The organism is Furfurilactobacillus sp. WILCCON 0119 (assembly GCF_053471565.1).
On record NZ_JBPCCV010000003.1, the window covers coordinates 146,773 to 168,520 of the forward strand.

Consider the following 21,748-nt stretch of genomic DNA (forward strand, 5'->3'; position numbering starts at 1 on the left):
CACTATTGTTCCGTAATCGCGGTAATGGCTGCGCCCTCAACGGGTAATCCTGCCTGATACCGGTCGATAAATTCTTGGTATCCTGCCACACCAGCAGGTTCCGGACTGAGCGTCATGCTTTCAGGCTGAGCAAAAACGTGTTCATCGAGAAAGTCTGCCAATGCCTGATCATCATGTTGCCGCGCAAACTCTGCCAACACGGCCATGCCCCACGGACCACCCTCACCAGCGGTTTTCATTACCGTGATCGGGACGTTCAGTGCGTTGGCCAACACCTGCTGACCAATGACCGGCGTCTTGAACAAGCCCCCTTGGGCAATCATGACGTCCGTTTTGATGTGTTCTTCATTCATTAAGATGTCCATCCCAATCTTCAGCGGTGCAAACGCCGCGTACAACTGGGTCACCATGAAGTTTGCCAACGTGAAGTGGCTCTTTGGTGTCCGGACAAACAGTGGCCGCCCGGCGTTCATCCTCGTGATGTTTTCACCCGACAGATAACTGTAGTTCACCAGGCCACCAGCATCGGGATCAGCATGGGTCGCCTGCAAAAACAACGTTTCATACAGGCGGTCTGCGCCAAGATCAACACCCAACTGGGCCGCAAACTCACCGAAAATATTGGCCCATGCATTAATGTCTGAGGAACAGTTGTTAATGTGGACCATTGCAACGGGCGCCCCTGCTGGCGTTGTCACCATGTCAATGTCCCGGTGCACTGCCGTTAGCGGCTGGTCTAAGACCACCATCGCAAACGCGGAGGTGCCAACAGAGATATTCCCCGTTCGTTTCCGCACGCTGTTAGTTCCGACCATCCCGGTTCCAGCGTCACCTTCTGGCGGTGCCATCACAGCACCAGCCGTGAGCGTGCCCGTCACATCAAGTAGTGCCGCGCCATCGGCTGACAACGTGCCGGCCGGTTGTCCCGCGGTCAAAACCGTTGGGAGAATGGCTTCGGTCTTCCAAGGATAACGTTGCACCAGTGCCTGGTTGTTAAACGCTTCTAACATGGCTTGGTCGTATGTACCACTTGCTTCATCAATCGGAAAGACTCCGGAAGCATCACCAATTCCTAGCACCCGTTCACCCGATAGTTGCCAGTGAACATAACCAGCCAACGTCGTTAAGAAGTCAATGCGGCTCACATGCCCCTCATCGTTTAGCATGGCCTGTTCTAAATGGGCAATGCTCCACCGTTGTGGAATGTTAAAGTCCAGCAATTTCGTTAATTCATCAGCGGCTTGTTCCGTGATGTTATTGCGCCACGTTCGAAACGGAACCAGTTGTTCGCCCGCTTGATCAAACGCAAGGTATCCGTGCATCATGGCGCTCACACCAACTGCACCTAGTTTCGTTATTGGGCAGTGATACTGACTTTGAACCGTGGCGGCTAGTTGCGTGTAGCTCGCCTGAATCCCCGTCCAAACTTGTTCTAAGGGATATGTCCACACGCCATCAACCAGTTGGTTTTCCCAAACATAACTTCCTGTGGCGATGGTTTGAAAATCGCGGGTGGTCAACACCGCCTTGATCCGCGTCGAACCAAGTTCAATTCCCAGAGCAACCTCGCCCGCCGTAATGGCCTGAGCTGTTTTAATCAAGTTCATGCGGTGTGCCTCCAAATTCAATCTAAATTAAAACGTTTTCATTTTCATCAACGACCATAGTTTAGAATATTCATTCAAATAAATCAACACAAATTTTATTTATTTGAAAAAGCACAGTTAATTTTCCCAGTTCCATTTTCATCACTGCTTAAGCCCACTTATGTCGCTACAATCGCCGTAAACCGTCTCATTATTCAGTTACTTCATTAAAGGAAAGTCTGTGCTAGTATCTTTTGTGATGCTGCGACGCCCTTCAAACGATTCTGTTTAAGACAAATTGATGGTCTTTTTTCATCAAATGAATTTTTGTGGTATTGATTTATCCGAACCAATATTGTATATTCATTTGTGAAAACGTTTTCTTTTTATCAACAATTTTAATCAATCGCTTTTGCCATTTTATTGCTTAGTCAACTTGATCATGTCCGATCGTTGCATCTGATAACATGCAGAAATGAGGGTTTAACGTTGAAAAAAGTTTCGAATGGATTCATTTATACGTTTGGTGCACTCGGTGGGTTGCTCTTTGGTTACGACATTGCGTCTGTTTCCGGAGCCATCCTCTTCATTCAAAGACAACTCAATTTAGGGTCTTGGCAACAGGGAATGGTCGTTAGTGCCGTTCTGATCGGGGCCATCATTGGAGCGCTTGCCACCAGTAAGTTCCTTGATAAATATGGTCGACGCAAGTTACTTCTGTGGGCATCCATCATCTTCTTCATCGGGGCACTTGGTTCAGGATTTGCACCAGAATTCTACTTCCTGCTCGTGACCCGGGTTATTTTAGGGGTTGGTGTTGGGATCACATCCGCACTGATTCCTGCCTATCTCCAAGAACTGGCACCCAAAAAGCAGCGTGGTGCCGTTGCCACAATGTTCCAATTGATGATCATGATTGGGATTTTGTTGGCCTACATCTTAAACTACTCATTTGCCGGCATCTTCACTGGCTGGCGTTGGATGCTTGGCTTAGCCGCTGTTCCCGCTGGGATTTTGTTTGCCGGTGCCTTCTTCCTACCAGAAAGTCCTCGTTTCTTAGTCAAAGTTGGTAAGGTTGACGAAGCTAAAGCCGTTTTGATCAACACCAACAAAGGTGATGCCGAAGCCGTTGACGCCGCATTGGCTGACATTCAGGTTCAAGCTGGTCAAGCAACTGGTGGGTGGCACGAACTCTTTGGGAAAACCGTTCGGCCTGCATTAGTTACTGGCTTAGGTGCCGCCATTTTCCAACAAGTTATCGGGAGTAACACCGTTATCTTCTATGCACCAACCATCTTCACTAAGGTTGGTTGGGGTGTTGCCGCTGCCCTGCTTGCCCACATTGGGATCGGGGTCATTAACGTTATCGTCACCATCATTGCCATGTTGTTAATGGACAAGATCGACCGGAAAAAGATGCTGATTTTTGGGGCTTCCGGAATGGGCCTTTCACTGTTAGTCATGAGTATCATTCTGAAGTTTGATAACGGTTCACAAGTTGCTGCCATTGTCAGCGCAATTGCCCTAACCGTTTACGTGGCTTTCTACGCCGCTACGTGGGCACCCGTTACCTGGGTTTTGATTGGTGAAGTCTTCCCATTAAACATTCGTGGTCTCGGAACTTCATTATGTTCGGCCACTAACTGGGCCGCCAACATGTTAGTTTCTCTCACATTCCCAGCAATGCTGAGCACGATTGGCCTCTCAAGCTCCTTCCTGTTCTACGCTGCCATCTGTGCGATCTGCATCTGGTTTACCCGTCGCCACTTCCTTGAAACACGCGGTAAGTCACTTGAAGAAATTGAAGCTGGTTTGCGTGAACACGCTGATGAAGATGATCCAGCTACGCATGGTCACATTGCTAAATAAGCACAAAAAAACTGATTCCTGAAAATGGAATCAGTTTTTTTGTGCTTATTTAGACGTAACGTCCGGTGCTTGTGCTGACGTTCGTTTAATCAGCTCGGGTTGATACTCAATGTCCGTGACGGGTTGCTGATCCAGCATTTGTAACAGCATCGTCCCAGCATCCGCACCCATTCGTTCCTTTTCATGACTAAGCGTTGTGAGCGCCGGGGTCATGTACTGTGACAACTGGTAATCATCAAATCCAACCACGGAAACGTCCTCCGGTACGCGGAAGCCCCGTTTGCGCAAATCGGCCATCACCTGAATCGCCAACCGGTCGTTGTAACAAGCGATTGCTGTTGGCCGCTCCGGGAGGGACATGTACGCCCCAATCCGCTCCGAAAGCTTGGCAAAATCATCTCCGGATTGATACATAATCTGGTTACTCTTGTACGAAAATTCCGGGTGGGCTTGGTACGCTTGGACAAACCCGTTCATCCGGGCGACCCCCTGGCTATCATCCACCTGGAACACGCCCAGAATGCTTTGGTGACCCAGTTCAAACAGGTAATCAACCAACCGTTCTTCCGCCGCTTGATCGCCCGTTGTGACCCCAGGAAAATCAAGGCTCGGATACTTCGCATTGATAAACAGTGTTGGGATCTGGTCATCCTTAATTTCATGGTACAGATCTAGGTTAGGATTAGGCAACGCACTTTGTGTCGGTTCGATGATCAACCCCGCCACCTTTGAATCCAGCATGTTAATCAAACTTTTGCGTTCCTTATCATGATCATTGTGCGTATTACTGATTAAGAGCGAGTACCCCGCGTCAGAAATTACGCGGTCGATCCCCGCAATGATGTTTGGAAAAATGTAATCCGCAATGTGTGTCGTGATAACACCAATCATCTTGCTGTCCGGTTCTGTGGACCAGTCTCTGTGCCAATCCTGAACAAACATCCCGCCACCCTGAATGCGGTAAATGAAGTGATCCGTTTCCAAATCACCCACCGCCCGACGCACCGTGTAACGCGAGACTTCGTAGGCTTCCATGAGTTCTGTTTCCGTTGGCAGCTTATCGTTAACCTTATACTGACCAGCCAGAATGGCTTCTTTTAGCCCATCCTTCACCTTTTGATACTTATTTTCCATGAACCCCTCACCCACAGTCTTCATAACAACTTCATATCAATCATGTTTAACCCTAGTTTAGCGAAAATGAGGCGTCTTTTCAATAAATTAGCAATGAATTTACTGATAAAAACACCCGCTATCATAGGAATTTAGTTTTATCGTCCAATAACAATCCCTCACCGGTCAGATTAATTGCCATCATGAATTGAAATTTATTCGAATCCATTATTGACCATCATTATTATGCGGGGAACCTTGAATCATCGCAGTCCGACCGTAACGCTTAATGTCGATTTCTTTCAAATCCCAACCGTTTCAACTAAACTTTTCTAAGCGATGCTTTAGTTTACTTTAAGCTTGGGGCGACCCTATCCCATCTTCGCCAGAAGAGACTATTCTAATAGGCGCGATTAAGGAGGCTCACATGACACAGCGGATGCATCAGCTATTTATTTTGTTACCAATCATGATTCTTTTCCTAATTCCCAGCCGATCTGCTAGTGCGGCACCGCGGAATGGTCAATTTAACGGTTTAACCATTGACGTCGCCCGGCGCTATTACAACGTCGATACATTAAAAGCGCTCATTAATACTGTCGCCAAGGACCACGGCCAGTTCGTTCAGCTTCACCTGACGGATGAGCAAAGTTTCGCCATTGAAAATAACACGGTGGGCCAAACGCTCGATCGCGCCACCCAAAAAGACGGCGTGTGGCGTAACAGCACAACCCACCAACGATTTTATAGTAAGGATCAAATCGCAACCCTGGTCACCTATGCTAAACAACAGCATGTGACCCTCATTCCAGAAATTGACACCCCCGCTCACGTTGGCGGCCTGGTGGCAACGCTAAAAGCGAGTGGCCAACAGACGCTTGCCAAACAACTTACCGAAACCTCAAGCGATTACGGGTCAGAAATGCGGTTAACGACAGCTAGTAGCACTTTTGTTAGTCAAATTGACAACGAGGTTGCGACTTCTTTCACCAACCAAGCGAACCCATACTTTCATCTCGGTGGCGATGAGTTCACGAGCAGCACAAAGGCAAATCCCAAGTACGTGACGTACGTAAACGCGGTTGCGAAAACAGTGGAGCAAGCCGGCTTCATGCCTGAAGCATGGAATGACGGCTTTCTGAATCACGACCTTAACCAGTTTGACCACAACATTCAGGTTACTTACTGGAACTGGACTGGCGATGCCCACGGTGCCACTAAACAAAAGCTTCAGCGAGCACGGGCTAGCATGCCGACGCTTATTCATCAGGGGTTCAAGGTTCAAAATGATAATGACTATTACCTCTACTTCAACATTTCACCCAAGAATATGACAGCAAAAAACGTGGCCTACATGAGTAGCGACATGAAGGAAAACTGGGACCCAACGATTTGGGATAACGATGAAGATTCTAGTCTAAACTCACTCCACAACATCACGGGAAGTGGCGTTGGTTTCTGGGCCGATGACGCAGGCAAGATTTCTGATCAACAAATCGTCACCCGCTCAACGACCTTTCTCCACGACTTTTTTGCCCTTGCCCGTCAACCAATCTGATCCTATGTAAAGGGGAGCTTCATGCAATTCATTAGTTCATATGTCATTTTATATCCAGTCATCGTTTCCATCATCTGGATCATCAGCTCCATCTTTTTTTCCATTCAGCGCCGAACTGTACCGCTAATCGACACCCGAACGGACAAACGTGATCCACTCGTATCTGTGCTTATTCCTGCCCATAATGAGGCAGAAACACTCAACGGGGTTATGGCCTCCGTCGTTGCGCTTGCCTACCAAACCATCGATGTTTACCTCATTGACGATGGGAGCGATGACGATACTTTAGCAGAAATGCACCGCCTCGCTGAGCAATATCAGTCACGCTGTGCCGTTCACGTTGTCCCCGTTACACCCAATCAAGGGAAGGCCCATGCGTTAAACGTTGGGGCCCAGGCCGCCAGTGGCGAATTTTTCCTCTGTCTCGATGCCGACTGTGCGGTTGATCCAAACGCATTGGCCCCCATGCTCGCCCAATTTTACGATGACGATCGTGTTGGCGCGGTGGCTGGAAAACCCGTCGTCCGTAACCGAACAAGTTTACTCGGGCGGCTAGAATTATTGGAATACATCGGGGTTATCGACATCATTAAACGGGGGCAGGCCTTTTTAACAAACCACATCACCACCGTTTCTGGTGTAATCGTAACCTACCGTGCAAGCGCACTAAAAGATGTTGGTTGGTGGAATCCCCAAGCCATCACGGAAGACATCGACATGACTTGGCAACTGTACCGGAATAAGTGGCGGGTGAGCTATTGTCCAGACGCCGTTGCCTGGATCCTCGTGCCTGAACACATTGGCGCCCTCATTCACCAACGGCAGCGGTGGGCCCGCGGTGGCTACGACGTCTTGTGGCGCAACAAGGGGATGTTTGTTACCGGTCCATTCAGCGCCCAGTGGCTTTTGTTCGACATGGTGCTCAGTGATAGCTGGGCCCTCGCCTGTGCGTTTGTGCTCCTCTTTTACGTATTTACCATTGCTTTCACCCAAACACTTCTGTTGGATGGCGTCATTTTATTTTTATTATTACTGATTAGTCTCGTGCAATTTTTAATCGGCTTTGCGGACTCCAAACAGTCTGACTTCATTGCTTGGCATGACCTATTATTACTGCCACTTTACATTATTTTTTACTGGTTCATTAACCTCATTAGCTGTCTAAGTGCCCTGGTCTCGTTCTTCCTAGATCCGCAACGAGTGGGGACGTGGCGCAGTCCAGATCGGGGGCTCTAACGCATGCACTCACAACAAAACCTCATCATTCGGAAAAAATCGTCACTCTGGGCGTCATTGCGACGGCTCATTATTCTCGCCGTTTTGTGGGTCATCACGGGGTTCATCATCTACATCAACGTATGCTTTTTATTGGGGATCTACTCCGATGATTTAGTGGCCGATTACCTCGTGCTTAACCTGTCCCTCCACCTGTATAAGGTGATGGCTGTGCTTGTCGTTATCGTTAGCGCCCTCATCACCGTTTACGGCACATGGCACATTAACACACTGAAACGGAGGGCCCGCCATCATGAGCAAAACAACGCGTAAGTGGCTTCTCGCTGGGTTCGCTGTCATTATTTGTGTTATTCTCGGCATCACGGTGCAACGCAGCATTCAGTTTGAACTGGGAAACCGACCAAGCTATGCCGTCTCGGCCCGCGATCAGCACAAACAAAATGGGATCATGGTGTTCTGTTATCACCGTGTGTTAAACGACACCGACACCGTTAAGCTAGATGAACGGTTATCACCCAACAGTCAGTTCCACGATTTCAACGTCAACCTCAGCACGTTTAAAAAACAGATGGCCGCGCTTAAACGCGACCACGTGACCGTAATTTCAACCACCCAAATGACCCAGATGTTAAACGAACATCGCCACATCCACGGCCGTTATGTGGTGCTAACGTTTGACGACATCGACCGGACAACGATTGATAACGCCGCGCCGGTCATGAAGCAGCACCACTTCCCGTTTACCGTGTCCATTATCACTGGTGACACCGGCGCCTATCGTGACGGAACCAAGCTCGCCTCATGGCCACAAATCCTCACCATGAAGAAAGACATGGGCAACCTGGTCACGTTTGCGGTTCACACAAACAACATGCATTACCTCACCCGTAACGGAACTCCGGTGTTCAACGTTCCTGGGAACTTCAGTAAGTTCCGTCGTGATTACGCGGTCAGTCAGGATGTCATGCAAGAAAAAATTGGTGCCGAAACACCGATCTTCACGTATCCATACGGGAGTGGGACACCTCAGGTTCAATCATTCCTGGAACGCCAACCACTCCAGGTTATCTACACCCTTAATACAGGGATCGTCACTCGCCACACTGACTTACGGAGTACACCACGAATCATTATCAACGACAATAGTTGGCCCAGTGTTAATCGCTGGCTGACACAATCAGCACATTAAAAAGCAGCGCCGCGAAAAATTTCGTAGCGCTGCTTTTTATTTACCAATCGTTGTTGAAAGATCAATTCCCGCCTGGCCCAGTGCATTAAGGTAAGCGGTCGTAAACGTTGCTTTCGTTGTCCCCTGCTCACCAGGTTTGACAAACAACGTAACGGAAACACCCACAGTGGTCGTCTGTGGCAGCATAATCGGACCCTGAATACTGATCCGCCCCACAACCTCTGGATGCTTTGGCAACAAACGTTCATTCACCTGTTTAACGACCTTTGTCACTTGGCTACTGGCGACATTTTGGTGTAATGGCAGATCAATTTGCACCCGCACGTTACCGCGTGACTGGTTTGTAATCGTGGTGATACTGCTGTTCGTAATGTAGTTCAGCCCACCATCAGCATCCTTAATGGTGGTCACCCGGAGCCCAAACGCAACCACCCGCCCTGTCGTATTGTTGTTGATAATCACGCTATCACCAACCTCCATCTGCTGTTCCATTAAGATGAGAAAGCCGGCAATCACATCGCGGATGATCCCCTGCGCGCCAAGACCAACGATAACCGTCACAATTCCGGCACTCGCAATCAACGTGCCAATGGGAAAACCAAGCGCACTTAGAATTGTGTAAATGGCAAAGAATACCACCACGTAGCGTGTGGTATTCCGAACCAGCGTGTGCACCGTTTGGGCCCGCTTTTCATTAATGTGGCGGCCCTTCATATATGTGTCAAAACTTCGGTCGATCAAAAAAATTGCCACCCGGTTAATTATCCAAAAGAGGGCCGCATAAAGTATGATCTGCAACACCGCATCAAAGATATGGGGGCCGACTGTCCGCCATTTAAATTGATCAAAATAGGCGTTAATTCCTGTTGCTAATAACATCCTTGTTTCCATCCTTCGTGGTCTAATAGCTATCACTTTAGCATACTGCCGTCCGTTTTTATACTGCGGACCAGCGGCAGCACATTTGCTCACCACTAAATAAATGAGAAAATAATAAACATTTTCATTTACTTTTCATTTAGCGTCAGCTATACTAGTGTCAATCAAATCAATCATTCTTGCTCGATGGCACAATGGTACTGCGCTCGACTGTTAATCGAGAGTGTGCTGGTTCGATTCCAGCTCGAGCAGTTATGTAACAACTCACTGAGTGATAAAAAGCCACGCTAATCAAAGCGTGGCTTTTTATTATTTACTTAAAATTTAATTAATGCGTAAACGACCAGATCAGTACCAGTGCAATCACACTTAGTAACGTCACCGTTGTCTTCTTATAAAGAACTAATAGCGCCACAAATTCCCGAAGAAGCGCACTCGGTAAAAAGTAAAAGGACGTTGGCGAGCCAATCCCCGTTGCGTTAAGGCCAGCCTTTTTGGCATAAATACTGGCTCGCAACACATGGTAGTTATTTGTCGAAAAGACAATTACTGGTGGCTGCTGCCGTGACCAATCCTGATCGATCAATTTCTTTGAAAAGCGCATGTTTTCAAGGGTTGTTCGTGATTTGTCTTCCACTAAGATATCACGGTCTTCAATCCCCTGGCTCCTCAAGTAGGCGGCCATCACCGCAGCCTCACTTTTTTCTTCATCCGGACCTTGGCCACCACTAACGACAAACTTAGCCGATGAGCCATCCCGCCGATAATGAATAATGGCGTTATCAACCCGGCCTTTGAGCAGCGCCGGAATGACGTCATTTCGTCCAGACCACGAGCCCAAGACAATGAAGTAATCAACGTTTTTCGGCTGTCTTAACAGTTGGTTTAACGCCGAATAGTTAATGTAAGAGAAGAACAATAGTGAAAGAAAAATATCTTCCCAAAACAGAATTGCAAAGATGATTTTAAGAACCACTGTCTCAGAGCTAATCAGGCCCAAAAATAAGGGAATCAAAATCAGCAAGTTTACTCCAAAAATTGCCGACAACTTTCCAGTGAAGCTGCGCCCCTCACGCGTCGACATCACTGAAGTATTCCAAATAAAGTAAATGGCAACCGCGACAAAAGCAAGCACGATTACAGCAAGCAAGATAAGGCCCGCGATAATCGACCACGACGAAACTGCATTTAAAACAAGTAAAAGGAGCCGCCAAGCCAAAAAAATCATGAAAATAAGCACACTCAGTGAGAGGATCGACCCAATCCAAAAATTAGGCCGCCTCATCACAAACATGCTCATCATAATGATAAAAACCAGCAACACTAGAATGATTGACATTCGTTCCTCCAAAAATGGCCGATGCGTTCCGTAATCAGCCGTGATTGTTTTCTGACGCTTGTAAACTATTAAAAAAGTAACCTTTAATCAGATAATAGTAAAGTAACCCTCCTCATTGTTAAACATTAAAGTATTTTTCCTTGCTGATGATCGGCTTCTTCCTTTACAATGCTAACCGCAAGTTTGCTTAGCTAGAACGTTCACTAACGTCCCCCTTAAAGGAGCATCATGGCAATTAAACAACGGTTTGGACTAACCACCTTTTCTCTAAAAATCCTGGGGTTGATCCTCATGGTTATCGATCACTTTCATGAATTTTTCGCTTCGTTCGGCGTTCCCGCGTGGGTGGACTGGTTCGGTCGACCAGTCCCCATCATCTTCTTTTTTGTGAGCGTGGAAGGCTTTACCCATACGAGAAACAAACGCTTGTACTTAACCCGTTTGCTCATCGGCTTTTGGCTCATGAACTTAGGGAACACCATTGTGCAGCACTTCTTCCAGTTACGCGGCCAAGCCATTACCAATAATATTTTTGCTGATTTATTTCTGGGCGTGCTCACCATGCTTGGGATTTACTTCTTTGAACAAAAGCGGCCACTTTTAGGAATCAGTGTGCTCCTGGCCCCACTTCTGACAACAGCGATTGCCGCTTTATTGATCCTGATGAAGGCTGGGATTGTTGCACAAATATTTTTAAGTGTTGTTCCAACCATTCTCTTTGCCGAATATTTCGTTTTATTCTATCTCGCAGGAATCCTATATGTATTCCGTAACAAGCGGACCATTCAATTAATTGCCATCGCGATTGTTGCGTTCTTGTACCTTCTGCTTGGAATGAGTCAATGGATCATGGTTTTTGCCATCATCCCGATCTATCTGTACAACGGGCTCAAGGGTGGGAGTTTAAAGTACTTCTTCTACGTCTTTTATCCCCTCCACATCTGGGCGTTATACATCATTGCTTCACTAATGGCCCAGCACTAAACTTCACTACAATCGAAAGCAGGCGTCCAAACGTGAGTCAACGTTTGGGCGCCTGTTTTCGATTGTTTTTTACTTTGCCATTGCCGTGCGACGGTGCTTTGGTGCCCATAATTCTGAGACAAACATTGCCATGCCGAGAGCCAAAATAACGACCAGGGCGCTTGTTGCCGAATTCCAGAAGGAAGCGTTGTAGTACAACATGTCACGAGCGCCATCAAACAAGAATCGCATTGGCAACCATGGTAAGATCCACTGTTGATAGAAGTGGGGAATCATTTCTGGTGCCAATTGCATGAGTGGTGCAGAGAAGAACAGTAACAGCCCAAAGACCGCAACCCCAGCGATTCCTAACCACGTAATGACGCCTGAGAACAACATCATGAAGGCGAAGCTTGCCATTGAAAGGAACATTGCCAGTGGCATGAAGTGGCTAAAGTCATAGCCTAAAATCCACTGTGCGTAAACGGCGGTCACCGTGCCTGCCATCAATGCTAACCCTGCGGCAACCGTCATCTGCGTCAATTTAAACTGTAACCGTTCCCGCCGTTGTAACATTACCTTGCCACGGCCTGCATAGAAAATCAGTAGGCTCATTACGAGGCTTGATAACCAGATTGGCTGGAAGAAGACAGAACTAGCAGCGGCCAAGCCCGTTGTTTTGTTTAGGGACTCCGTTTTAACGGTAATTGGATGAGCCAACTTTGCCGCAACGGCGGCCGGAACTGGGACGTTTAACTTCTGGAAGTTTGCCAGCATGGTTGTTTGCATGCCACTTCCGATCCCGTTCACAATTCCTGTGAGCACTTGTTTAACTGACGCACTTAGTGTGCTGTTCATTCCTTCATTGACCATCACCTTAATGCTGGCGTTACCGGTCGCCGTTGGGTTGGCAAGCGACGTAATTGACTGTGAGAAGTCTTTTGGAATAACCAATGCACCATAGTAACGTTGTTCTTTCATCGACCGTTTAACTGCCGTCTCTGACTTAAATTCGCGCCAGTGCAAGGCCTTTGTACCAGACTTATGGTTCATCTTTAACATCTTTTTAGTAATCTGTTTTCCCATGGGCCCCTTGTCCAAGTTAACGACCGCAACGGGTGCATCCTGAAGCTTTGCTTTTGCCACCGGTAGTTGGGCAATAACCAGGATCAGCGTGAGTAACAAACCAGCAATAATGGCAAATCCAAAAAATTTATTTTTAAACATTGACGTTTCCTCTTTTCTAATTCGTTTTATCCGACCGCTTACTTCATAATCCCCATTGTTTGAAGAATCAGGTAAACGTTTAAGGTGACTAGGACAATCGTGATCACCCAAGCGGTGAGCCGAACCCACCGCCGATTTGCAAACTCTCCCATGAGCTTTTTATCACTGGTGAAAATAACTAGTGGGACAATCGCAAATGGCAAGGCGACACTTAAGAATACTTGTGAAAACGTTAGAAGGTTTTCAATCTTTGCTTCGTCACCGTGGTAGTAAATGGCGAAGGCTAACACTGGCAGGACTGACAAACCACGGGTAATGAGGCGTTGGGCCCACATTGGCATTTTTAGCTGAATGAACCCTTCCATGATGATTTGTCCTGATAACGTTCCCGTAATGGTTGAACTTTGCCCTGAAGCCAGTAAAGCAATGGCGAACAACATGCTGAGCATTGGGCTGGCAATGGCGCCGACCACTTGGTTATTGCTCAGTGCGTTGAACAAATCGACGAACCGCCCAACACTGCTGTTTGTACCGAAGAATAATGAAGCGCCCAGAATCAGTAACAAACTGTTCACGACGAAGGCCAAAAGCAGTTGCATGTTTGAGTCGATCGTGGTGAACTTCAGGGCCTTAGCAACGGCGCCGCGGTCCTTCCGGTCAACGGCCCGGGTTTGTGAGATGGATGAACCAAGGTAGAGGTCGTGTGGCATAACCGTTGCCCCAACGATTCCTAGACCTAAGTACAACATGGACTTGTTACTGATCAGTGATGGCGTTGGGACATACCCAGCAATGATCTGGTTAACACTTGGGTTGGATAACAGTACCTCATATAAGAAGACCAACAGGATCACCAGGACCAACGTTGCCACAATGGCCTCAATCTTGCGGAACCCGAGCTTCATCAGAAGTAGTAGTAGCAAGACGTCCGCCGCTGTAATAATGATCCCAGCCACCAACGGAATCTTGAAGATCAGTTCCAAAGCGATTCCAGAGCCAATCACTTCAGCAACATCCGTTGCCATAATGGCTAATTCTGTGATGATCCAGAGAAAGATGCCCATCTTCTTTGAGGTCTTTTCCCGGGTGAGTTGCGCTAAATCCTTCCCCGTGACGATACCCAACCGTGCTGACATCGCTTGAAGAAGCATGGCCACCAAACTTGATAGTAAAATGACTGACAGTAGCCGGTACTTAAACTGTGCGCCACCGGCGATCGATGTGATCCAGTTACCCGGATCCATGTACCCAACCGCAATCAGCACGCCCGGTCCGGTGTATGTCCACAACGTCCGCCAGAAGCCAGCGTTTTGTGGAACCTGAACACTGCCGTTAATTTCGTTTAAACTCTTTTCTCCAACCGCCTTTTCTTCAAATCGCAATTCTTTTTCGTTCATGGCAACACGCTTCATGTGCAAGCCCTCTTTTCTATTGGTTTAGAAATTCAGGATTGAGTAAACACTCAACATTCTTTCCAAAAATCATTATACACGGGTTTGAATGTGTGTCAAACATTTTTTAGCCATTCCTAAAAACACCTATAAAAAGGCAATAATGGTTGATTACGGAAACGACTTGTTGAATCAAACGAAATAAGTGAGTGCTCAATTAAAAATATTTTTCCCTTGAATGAACCCCATTTATCAACGTAAATTTGCGGTATACTAGTCATATCAACTCACATCGATTTTAAAGGAGTCCACCCATGGAACATCCAGAACTGCGCCTTTACCAAGACGCTCACGCGTTGACCGACTATACGGACAAACAAGTTCAAATTTTTGTTGCTGCCATCGACGTTTTTTCAGAAAAGGGGTATTCAAACTCCAGTACCAAGGAGATTGCGACTCGGGCCGGCGTTTCAGAAGGTAATATTTTTAGCAAATTCACAAACAAGCGGGGGCTATTAACAGCCATTATCGACCCCGTTGTTTCCTCCATTTTCCCCAATACCATGACGGAGTTGCTTGCGGATCAAACACAAACTGAATACTTGACCCTCCACGCGTTTTTGGAAACGTTTATTACAACCCGCGTTGAGATTCTCTTGGCTAATCGCAAGGTTATTAAAATTTTGATTGCCGAACTGGCTTATAATCAAGCAACCCGCGATAAAATGATTGGCAACATTCCTGCTTCATTTTGGGCCAGCTTAGACCAAGAGCTCGATGACCTTAAGGCCAACCACATGCTTGTCAACTGGCCAAACCACGACATTATTCATCAAATTATCACGGGTGCCAGTGGCCTGATTCTTGGGAACCTTTTCCTCAACCAGCCGATCACCCCGCAAATCATTAACCACACCGTGGACACCCTGACAAAAGGGCTCGCCCGCGATTAACGGACACAGCAAAAAGACCATCGTTAGAAAAAAATTCTAACGATGGTCTTTTTTAGATGCTCATCATTTCGTTTTACCCTGTTTGCTCCCGAAAACGCGAAATTGCCCGCAGGTCCACTACTCATCTAACCCCACCAACGCTCATGGACATAAACCGTCCATAAGCGTTGGTGGGGTTAGATGAGGGGGGCCTACCGCGGGCAATTTCGCTCTCTAACTATAAAACATCTTCATTTCAATATCCTGATTATAATTTCCAAAGCCATGACCAAACAACGTACACCCGCCCGGATGTTCCGCATTTTTCGCCACCTCAAAGCGAACCGTCACCGTATCGCCATCGACCTTCAAGTCGTCCAACGAGGCCTCCGAAAATGGTTGCCCATCCAGATAACTCCCGTGATTGGTAATTCGTAATACCTTCAGCATGCCGTACTGGTTCACATTATCCGGAACCCACAGCGGCGTGTACTTCCCCCGCGTGTCGGAAAAATCGCCAGGACTTGTCCACGCCCCGACCCGGTGACCATTAATTGCAAACGTAATGTCTGAGGGCCACACATTGTTTGAAAACGGAAATTCTGATCCCAACTCCATCGATAAATCGATCATCTCTAACTGGTCATTTTTATTCAAATAATTCGGAAACTGGTACTCAACGAAGCCCTCGGTCCACCAAATCATCCCCGCATGAATTCGTTCCGGGTCCATGAAGTAGGCCGGATTATCGACCTTTCCAATGTAGTCCGTCTTACCCGCTAAACCACATGATGGTGTTACGGAAAAATTGGTGTAGTGCCCCACCGGAACTTGCGTCGTGTAAACCGAAAACGCCGTGTAGATTTCCTGAGGGAAATTCACATTGATGTGATCCACTTTAAGCCGTGACACCTTGTTATGACCAATCCGTTCAAATTCGATCAATCCTGCTTCTGCCAACTTGTTTAAATGCATCAAGATGATCGTGCTGCTCAAGCCCATTTCCGTCGCTAAGTCTTGCACGCTTAGCTTCTTATAAGACAGCTTTCGTAAGATTTCCAACCGGACCGAACTCGCCAGCGCTTTATATGCATTTAATGCGGCATCAGATAAATCGAGCTCCATCATCAACACCAACCTTTTCCTTTGTTTCGTTCTTAAAAACAACATTAACATCATTTTAACATAATATTAAACGGTTTGTTAGTCTTTTAAAGCAACATAAACACTTTTGTTCAGCGACTTTATCAGTTAAAACAACATAAACACTATTGTAAGCGGTTAATTTGCCATTTATTCTGAACTTGTGCACAAGTCCCCAACCATTATGAGTAACACGAAAGGAACATAACTTAATGACTTATTCACCACAGTATACCAACCCACTCATTGTTCAACGTGCTGATCCGTTCATCTATCGCCATTCGGATGGAAACTACTACTTTGTGGCTTCTGTCCCAGCTTACAACCGCATCGAACTGCGGCGAGCAAAGACACTTGCCGGTTTAGCCCATGCAGCCCCGCGCACCATTTGGCAAAAACACGACCGTGGGCCCATGAGTCAGCTAATTTGGGCTCCAGAACTTCACTTCATTGATGGCAAATGGTTCATCCATTTTGCGGCTGCCGAAACAACCGCCTTTGATGCAAACGGAATGTTCCAACACCGGATGTTCTGCCTGGAATGTGACGCCGTTGACCCAATGCACAGTGAAGCGGATTGGCAGGAACGTGGCCAAGTAAGCACACCACTGGATTCATTTGCCCTTGACGCCACCTGTTTTACCGCAAATAACACCTTGTATTACGTTTGGGCCCAAAAAGATCCCGCCATCCGCGGCAATTCCAACCTCTATATTGCCGAGATGAGCAATCCGTGGACCCTGAAAACAGCGCCGGTCATGATTTCCAAACCAGAACTTGACTGGGAAACGCGTGGTTTCTGGGTCAACGAAGGGCCCGCAGTCCTTCATCGCAACGGTCAGTTCTTTCTCACGTATTCAGCCAGTGCCACGGATGAAAACTACTGCATGGGCATGTTGACCATCGCAGACGACGCCGACTTGTTGAACCCCGCCAACTGGCATAAACAGACCACCCCAGTCTTTCAAAGTGACCCCGCTACCCACCAATACGGCCCCGGCCATAACTCATTTACGGTGGCGGAAGACGGTGTTACAGACATCTTGGTGTACCACTGCCGCGACTACACCGACATCACCGGTGATCCCTTGTACGATCCTAACCGTCACACAAAGATCCAAGCATTCACCTGGAATACTGACGGAACCCCTCACTTCGGCAAACCCGTGCCATACAACTATGAATAGAGGCAAACATTCACATGAAAACTGAACAAAAATCAACCAAACACTTCTGGGGATTTCCCCTGACGCACTTCAGCTATTTCTTCATTTGGGCGACCATTTACGGTTACTTAACGCTGTGGTTAGAGCAAGTTGGTCACCTCAACGGGACGGAATCTGGTGCCGTCTTCTCAATGATGGCCGGCATCTCGCTCTTATTCCAACCGGTCTTCGGGATTGTCTCCGACAAACTCCTCTTCAAAAAGAACCTTGTCCTGTTAATCGCCATTGTTGCCATCTTTATTGGCCCGTACTTCCAGTGGCTCTTCATGCCGCTGTTACACATCAATTCATTCCTTGTTGCGCTTGTCACTGGGACCTTCCTTAGCTTTGTGTTAAACGGCGGGGTTTCCGTCATTGAGCAGTACGTTCAACGGGCTAGTCTTGCTAACCACTTTGAATACGCTCACTCACGGGTCGGCGGTTCTGTTGCTGGTGTTGTCGCCTCACTCATTGCCGGACGGCTGTTTCTCTGGCACCCCAACTCAATTTTCTGGGCCTGTACCGTTGCCGCAATTATCTTAACGGGCCTGCTTATTTTCAGTGACAAGGTTGACCTGGATAACGCCGCAGCAGCAGGTGATACCTCTAACTCATTGGACATGAAAACCGTTGCCAACGTGTTTAAAATCAAAAACCTGTGGTACCTTGCCATTTTTTACATGGGTGCATCAGCCGTTTACGACGTTTTCGATCAACAGTTCATCATTTTCTTCAAGACGTTTTTCCACACCGCTTCTCAAGGAACGTTAGTTTACAGCTACATGACCTCTGGCCAAACAGCCATCGAATTCTTACTCATGTTCCCAATGCCCTGGATCATCAATAAAATTGGTGCCAAGCATGGATTAATCATCTACGGCTTTCTGACCTGCATCCGCATCCTTGGATCTGCCCTATCACCAACGTGGGGCTGGATCGTCTTCTTCCGGTTGATTGCTGGATTGGAAATGCCACTGTTACTGACTTCGATCATGAAGTACATTGCTGGTGCCTTCGACATTCGCTTATACGCAACGGTTTACGCCCTTGCATCAAACTTTGCCAAACAAATTTCCGTCTTCATCTTTTCTTCTGTTGCCGGCAAAATGTACGATGTCATTGGCTACCAACATACCTACATTTGGATGGGCATTCTGGTCTTTGCCATTACCCTGTTCGCAGCGTTTACCCTCAAAAAGGAAGATCCTGTTCAGGCTGGTGAAGTAAGCGCCCCAACCGATTCCGTCTCGTGAAAATGTAAGCGCTTAATCGAACGTGATTAACACTGCTAAAAGGCTGACCTCCCACCCGGGAGATCAGCCTTTTTAGATTTCACTTATCTTTACGATTCTGCCAACGTTAACCGATCAATTTCTGCCAGCTCTTCCGGCGTAAAATCAATGTGTTTCAACGCCTGCAAACTGTCAGTCAATTGAGTCGGCCGACTCGCGCCCACTAAGACACTGGTCACCTCTTGATGATTTAACAACCAGGATAATGCCATTTGCGCCAACGTTTGACCACGGTTCGCCGCGAGATCGTTTAACGCCCGCACCAGGGTCAACGTTTTTGCCACCTGATCTTCATGGAGAAACGGACTGTCTGACCGGTGCGCCCGTGAATCTTCTGGAATTCCGTTTAAGTACCGACCCGTCAATAGCCCCTGCGCGAGCGAACTAAACGTCACAACACCCGTTTCTCGTTCTGCTAACGTTGGCAGTAACTGCTGTTCAAACTGACGGTCCAATAAATTGTAGCGATCCTGATGCACAATGTAGGGCGTGTGAAGGTCCTGAAAGACAGCTTCCATCGCAGCCGTTTGGTTCACATCATACTTAGAAATCCCAACGTACAGTGCCTTTCCCTGATGAACTAATTTATCCAAGGCATACGCAGTCTCCGCCACCGGCGTCTCTGGATCAGGACGGTGTGAGTAAAAGATGTCGACATAGTCTAAATTCATCCGCTTCAAACTTTGATCAGCACTCGCCAGAATGTTTTTCATGGAACCGCCGTCACCATAAGGGCCAGGCCACATTCGGTGCCCCGCCTTGGTCGCGATCACTAATTCATCCCGGTAAGCGCCAAGATCATTTTTCATCATGCGGCCAAAGTTTTCTTCCGCACTCCCAGGTTCTGGTCCGTAATTATTGGCTAGGTCAAAATACGTTATCCCGGCGTCAAAGGCGGTTCGAACAATTGCTTGTTGGTTGCTATAAACATCCACGTTGCCAAAATTATGCCAGAGTCCCAAACCAAGCACTGATAATTTTAAGCCACTCTTGCCAACTCGCCGGTACATCATCGACTCATATCGGTCTTTGTTTGCTAAGTTCATTCAGTTACCTCCTATATTACCCATCATTATCGTCAGTATAATCGTTTTAATAAATTAAGTCAGCGCTTACATTATTAAAGCTTGTCAATTCAGCTTGCGCACTTATCTTTCGTTTTGATAAAATTAACCGTTAACTAGGTAAAACGTTTGCTATGTTTACAAATAATTATTATCATGTAGTCAATTGATTACGATTCGAGGTTACAGCATGATGATCGATATCTATACGATTCCATCTAACTTACCATCACGGCGAGCGATTCAGTGGCTTACTGACCACCAGGTCGCCTTTCATGAGCATCGCGTTCATCCAGCGCAACCAAAATTAACGCCGGTTCCGGTCAAAGAACTTTTAACAGCATCGGAAAATGGGGTTGAGGATCTGCTGGCCCCCCATTCGCACGCCTACCAAGTTTTAGCCAGTGAGCATAACATTGATGAGTTGCCCCTTACTGAACTGATTCGGGCAATTGAAGCACAGCCAAGCATGTTGCGGTTTCCAATTATTTTTAATCGGTCACAATGCCTCATTCAAACGGGGTATTCCGACGAAATGATTCGGACATTCGTTACACGACAAGAACGTCATCATGACTTGCTTGTTCGCTTATCAAGTCTGACTGATCAACCACCCCGACAGACGGATTAATTGCGCTCTGATTTAACCTCGGTTATCATTAGGTGTAACTATATTTATCACCTGATAACTAACATGGGGAGGTGCGCGACATGTACCTTGGTTGGAAAGAAATGCGCTACGAACGGCTTCGGTTTACGCTATTAACTGGTGTCATGACACTGATTGCCGTTGTTGTTTTTATTTTAGCTGGCCTTGCTAACGGTCTCTCTCAGGGAAACCGGTTGGCCGTTGATCAGTGGAACGCTCAAAACGTTTATCTGAATGAAACGGCAAACAAGATATTGAATGCGTCACAAATTCCGTTGACAGCCACGAACCAGACGGATCCCAAAACGGTTGCACCGTTGAGTGTTGCTAACACCGTTTTACGAACAGGCTCCGGCAAGAAGATCAACGTGGCTGTTTTAGCGACCCAAAAAAAGGCGTTTATTATCCCATCAATTAACCATGGCCGCACCCTGCAGCATTCGCGAGAATTGTTGATTTCGGATAATTTACGGCAACAGGGCATTAAGGTGGGTGACAAACTGCGCTTTGGCACCAATGCCACAACGTTTACCGTTGTTGGTGATTACCAAGCCAGCACGTACAGCATTACCCCAACAGTCTATACTGATCTCGAAACGTTCTCACTGCTGACCAACAGCCCAACGACCATGGTCAATGCCGTTGTGATGAAGAATAATCACGCTTTGACGAATTCAAAGGGCCTTCAAAAGTTGCCCATCGCTGAATTCATTCAGCACCTTCCTGGCTACACTGCTGAACAAGCAACCTTAAACACCATGATCTACTTTTTAGTGGCCATGTCACTGGCCATCATTGGGATCTTTATGTACATCTTGACCCTTCAAAAGCAGGCCCTCTTTGGCATCCTAAAGGTTGAGGGGATCGGCACCACACACATCCTCGCCAGTGTTATCATTCAGGCTGCCATCATTAGTGTGGTCGGTGTCCTCATCGGGCTTCTTTTAGCCGGTGGTGTTGGCGTCATCGCCCCAACTGGCATGCCGTTTGCCCTCGATTACACGCAGCTTGGAATCTACAGTGTGCTCCTTGTCGTTGCCGCCCTTCTTGGCGCTTGTTGTTCTTGGCGAACCATTGCCCGGATCAACCCCGTCACAGCCATTGGTTAGGAGG

19 protein-coding genes and 1 tRNA gene are annotated in these 21,748 nt (G+C 47.3%); 12 read left to right on the forward strand and 8 right to left on the reverse strand.

Annotated elements, in window-relative coordinates; translation table 11 throughout:
- Positions 1–2: 2 nt before the first annotated feature.
- The gene (locus ACRYI5_RS06235) at positions 3–1,607 is read right to left on the reverse strand and encodes a xylulokinase (protein WP_448224655.1); all 1,605 of its coding nucleotides are present in this window, start codon (positions 1,605–1,607) and stop codon (positions 3–5) included.
- Positions 1,608–2,075: 468 nt separating this feature from the next.
- On the opposite strand from ACRYI5_RS06235, the gene ACRYI5_RS06240 reads away from it, so the two are divergent.
- Positions 2,076–3,455, forward strand: coding sequence for a sugar porter family MFS transporter (locus ACRYI5_RS06240; RefSeq protein ID WP_448224656.1), 1,380 nt, complete (start codon positions 2,076–2,078; stop codon positions 3,453–3,455).
- 45 nt (positions 3,456–3,500) lie between these two features.
- Here the strand turns inward: ACRYI5_RS06240 and ACRYI5_RS06245 are convergent, their stop codons facing one another.
- Positions 3,501–4,589 (reverse strand): GntR family transcriptional regulator, encoded by a 1,089-nt coding sequence (locus ACRYI5_RS06245; RefSeq protein WP_448224657.1) that lies wholly within the window; start codon positions 4,587–4,589, stop codon positions 3,501–3,503.
- Between the two features lie 406 nt (positions 4,590–4,995).
- Here ACRYI5_RS06245 and ACRYI5_RS06250 point away from each other — a divergent pair, with 406 nt between their 5' ends.
- Genes ACRYI5_RS06250 through ACRYI5_RS06265 form a run of 4 tightly spaced genes read left to right on the forward strand, consistent with a single transcriptional unit; the run spans position 4,996 to position 8,551 of the window.
- A complete protein-coding gene (locus tag ACRYI5_RS06250) occupies positions 4,996–6,126 on the forward strand; it encodes a family 20 glycosylhydrolase (protein WP_448224658.1) in 1,131 nt (376 codons plus the stop codon).
- A gap of 21 nt (positions 6,127–6,147) precedes the next feature.
- A complete protein-coding gene (locus ACRYI5_RS06255) occupies positions 6,148–7,362 on the forward strand; it encodes a glycosyltransferase family 2 protein (protein ID WP_448224659.1) in 1,215 nt (404 codons plus the stop codon).
- A gap of 3 nt (positions 7,363–7,365) precedes the next feature.
- On the forward strand, positions 7,366–7,674 hold the full coding sequence (locus tag ACRYI5_RS06260; RefSeq protein WP_448224660.1) for a hypothetical protein: 309 nt from the start codon (positions 7,366–7,368) through the stop codon (positions 7,672–7,674).
- Positions 7,655–8,551: a polysaccharide deacetylase family protein gene (locus ACRYI5_RS06265; RefSeq protein WP_407880336.1), complete on the forward strand. Its 897-nt coding sequence runs from the start codon at positions 7,655–7,657 to the stop codon at positions 8,549–8,551. The genes ACRYI5_RS06260 and ACRYI5_RS06265 overlap by 20 nt, the downstream gene beginning before the upstream one ends.
- Positions 8,552–8,587: 36 nt before the next feature.
- On the opposite strand, the gene ACRYI5_RS06270 is transcribed toward ACRYI5_RS06265, so the two are convergent.
- On the reverse strand, positions 8,588–9,430 hold the full coding sequence (locus ACRYI5_RS06270) for a mechanosensitive ion channel family protein (protein ID WP_407880338.1): 843 nt from the start codon (positions 9,428–9,430) through the stop codon (positions 8,588–8,590).
- Positions 9,431–9,610: 180 nt separating this feature from the next.
- On the opposite strand from ACRYI5_RS06270, the gene ACRYI5_RS06275 reads away from it, so the two are divergent.
- Positions 9,611–9,682 (forward strand) — tRNA-Asn (locus ACRYI5_RS06275).
- Between the two features lie 76 nt (positions 9,683–9,758).
- Here the strand turns inward: ACRYI5_RS06275 and ACRYI5_RS06280 are convergent.
- Complete coding sequence (locus ACRYI5_RS06280; protein ID WP_448224661.1) at positions 9,759–10,769, reverse strand: YdcF family protein; 1,011 nt, start codon at positions 10,767–10,769, stop codon at positions 9,759–9,761.
- Positions 10,770–10,997: 228 nt separating this feature from the next.
- On the opposite strand from ACRYI5_RS06280, the gene ACRYI5_RS06285 reads away from it, so the two are divergent.
- The gene (locus ACRYI5_RS06285) at positions 10,998–11,753 is read left to right on the forward strand and encodes a TraX family protein (RefSeq protein WP_448224662.1); all 756 of its coding nucleotides are present in this window, start codon (positions 10,998–11,000) and stop codon (positions 11,751–11,753) included.
- A 69-nt stretch (positions 11,754–11,822) separates the two neighbouring features.
- Here ACRYI5_RS06285 and ACRYI5_RS06290 read toward each other — a convergent pair whose 3' ends face one another.
- Positions 11,823–12,959, reverse strand: coding sequence for a YhgE/Pip domain-containing protein (locus tag ACRYI5_RS06290; protein WP_448224663.1), 1,137 nt, complete (start codon positions 12,957–12,959; stop codon positions 11,823–11,825).
- A gap of 38 nt (positions 12,960–12,997) precedes the next feature.
- Positions 12,998–14,371 (reverse strand): Nramp family divalent metal transporter, encoded by a 1,374-nt coding sequence (locus ACRYI5_RS06295; protein WP_448224664.1) that lies wholly within the window; start codon positions 14,369–14,371, stop codon positions 12,998–13,000.
- A 293-nt stretch (positions 14,372–14,664) separates the two neighbouring features.
- Here ACRYI5_RS06295 and ACRYI5_RS06300 point away from each other — a divergent pair, with 293 nt between their 5' ends.
- Complete coding sequence (locus ACRYI5_RS06300; RefSeq protein ID WP_407880347.1) at positions 14,665–15,303, forward strand: TetR/AcrR family transcriptional regulator; 639 nt, start codon at positions 14,665–14,667, stop codon at positions 15,301–15,303.
- A 213-nt stretch (positions 15,304–15,516) separates the two neighbouring features.
- Here ACRYI5_RS06300 and ACRYI5_RS06305 read toward each other — a convergent pair whose 3' ends face one another.
- Positions 15,517–16,407 carry an ArsR/SmtB family transcription factor gene (locus tag ACRYI5_RS06305; protein WP_407880382.1) on the reverse strand — a complete coding sequence of 297 codons (891 nt, stop codon included), beginning with the start codon at positions 16,405–16,407 and terminating at the stop codon, positions 15,517–15,519.
- A gap of 230 nt (positions 16,408–16,637) precedes the next feature.
- Between ACRYI5_RS06305 and ACRYI5_RS06310 the strand changes: the two genes are divergently transcribed.
- Together ACRYI5_RS06310 and ACRYI5_RS06315 are read left to right on the forward strand one after the other, a co-directional pair.
- Positions 16,638–17,612, forward strand: a complete 975-nt coding sequence (locus ACRYI5_RS06310) for a glycoside hydrolase family 43 protein (RefSeq protein ID WP_448224665.1) — start codon at positions 16,638–16,640, stop codon at positions 17,610–17,612.
- Between the two features lie 14 nt (positions 17,613–17,626).
- Complete coding sequence (locus ACRYI5_RS06315; RefSeq protein WP_448224666.1) at positions 17,627–18,883, forward strand: oligosaccharide MFS transporter; 1,257 nt, start codon at positions 17,627–17,629, stop codon at positions 18,881–18,883.
- An 89-nt stretch (positions 18,884–18,972) separates the two neighbouring features.
- Here the strand turns inward: ACRYI5_RS06315 and ACRYI5_RS06320 are convergent, their stop codons facing one another.
- Complete coding sequence (locus ACRYI5_RS06320) at positions 18,973–19,968, reverse strand: aldo/keto reductase (RefSeq protein WP_448224667.1); 996 nt, start codon at positions 19,966–19,968, stop codon at positions 18,973–18,975.
- 208 nt (positions 19,969–20,176) lie between these two features.
- On the opposite strand from ACRYI5_RS06320, the gene ACRYI5_RS06325 reads away from it, so the two are divergent.
- Entirely contained in the window at positions 20,177–20,617 is a 441-nt protein-coding gene (locus ACRYI5_RS06325) for an ArsC/Spx/MgsR family protein (RefSeq protein ID WP_407880351.1), read from the forward strand.
- Between the two features lie 80 nt (positions 20,618–20,697).
- A complete protein-coding gene (locus tag ACRYI5_RS06330) occupies positions 20,698–21,744 on the forward strand; it encodes an ABC transporter permease (RefSeq protein ID WP_448224668.1) in 1,047 nt (348 codons plus the stop codon).
- Positions 21,745–21,748 lie beyond the last annotated feature (4 nt).

Excerpts from the sequence above, each read along its gene's own strand:
- ACRYI5_RS06235 (WP_448224655.1), bottom strand. The coding sequence starts at position 1,607 with ATGAACTTGATTAAAACAGCTCAGGCCATTACGGCGGGCGAGGTTGCT.
- ACRYI5_RS06245 (WP_448224657.1), bottom strand. The coding sequence starts at position 4,589 with ATGGAAAATAAGTATCAAAAGGTGAAGGATGGGCTAAAAGAAGCCATT.
- ACRYI5_RS06250 (WP_448224658.1), top strand. The coding sequence starts at position 4,996 with ATGACACAGCGGATGCATCAGCTATTTATTTTGTTACCAATCATGATT.
- ACRYI5_RS06255 (WP_448224659.1), top strand. The coding sequence starts at position 6,148 with ATGCAATTCATTAGTTCATATGTCATTTTATATCCAGTCATCGTTTCC.
- ACRYI5_RS06260 (WP_448224660.1), top strand. The coding sequence starts at position 7,366 with ATGCACTCACAACAAAACCTCATCATTCGGAAAAAATCGTCACTCTGG.
- ACRYI5_RS06265 (WP_407880336.1), top strand. The coding sequence starts at position 7,655 with ATGAGCAAAACAACGCGTAAGTGGCTTCTCGCTGGGTTCGCTGTCATT.
- ACRYI5_RS06270 (WP_407880338.1), bottom strand. The coding sequence starts at position 9,430 with ATGTTATTAGCAACAGGAATTAACGCCTATTTTGATCAATTTAAATGG.
- ACRYI5_RS06280 (WP_448224661.1), bottom strand. The coding sequence starts at position 10,769 with ATGTCAATCATTCTAGTGTTGCTGGTTTTTATCATTATGATGAGCATG.
- ACRYI5_RS06285 (WP_448224662.1), top strand. The coding sequence starts at position 10,998 with ATGGCAATTAAACAACGGTTTGGACTAACCACCTTTTCTCTAAAAATC.
- ACRYI5_RS06290 (WP_448224663.1), bottom strand. The coding sequence starts at position 12,959 with ATGTTTAAAAATAAATTTTTTGGATTTGCCATTATTGCTGGTTTGTTA.
- ACRYI5_RS06295 (WP_448224664.1), bottom strand. The coding sequence starts at position 14,371 with ATGAAGCGTGTTGCCATGAACGAAAAAGAATTGCGATTTGAAGAAAAG.
- ACRYI5_RS06300 (WP_407880347.1), top strand. The coding sequence starts at position 14,665 with ATGGAACATCCAGAACTGCGCCTTTACCAAGACGCTCACGCGTTGACC.
- ACRYI5_RS06305 (WP_407880382.1), bottom strand. The coding sequence starts at position 16,407 with ATGGAGCTCGATTTATCTGATGCCGCATTAAATGCATATAAAGCGCTG.
- ACRYI5_RS06310 (WP_448224665.1), top strand. The coding sequence starts at position 16,638 with ATGACTTATTCACCACAGTATACCAACCCACTCATTGTTCAACGTGCT.
- ACRYI5_RS06315 (WP_448224666.1), top strand. The coding sequence starts at position 17,627 with ATGAAAACTGAACAAAAATCAACCAAACACTTCTGGGGATTTCCCCTG.
- ACRYI5_RS06320 (WP_448224667.1), bottom strand. The coding sequence starts at position 19,968 with ATGAACTTAGCAAACAAAGACCGATATGAGTCGATGATGTACCGGCGA.
- ACRYI5_RS06325 (WP_407880351.1), top strand. The coding sequence starts at position 20,177 with ATGATGATCGATATCTATACGATTCCATCTAACTTACCATCACGGCGA.
- ACRYI5_RS06330 (WP_448224668.1), top strand. The coding sequence starts at position 20,698 with ATGTACCTTGGTTGGAAAGAAATGCGCTACGAACGGCTTCGGTTTACG.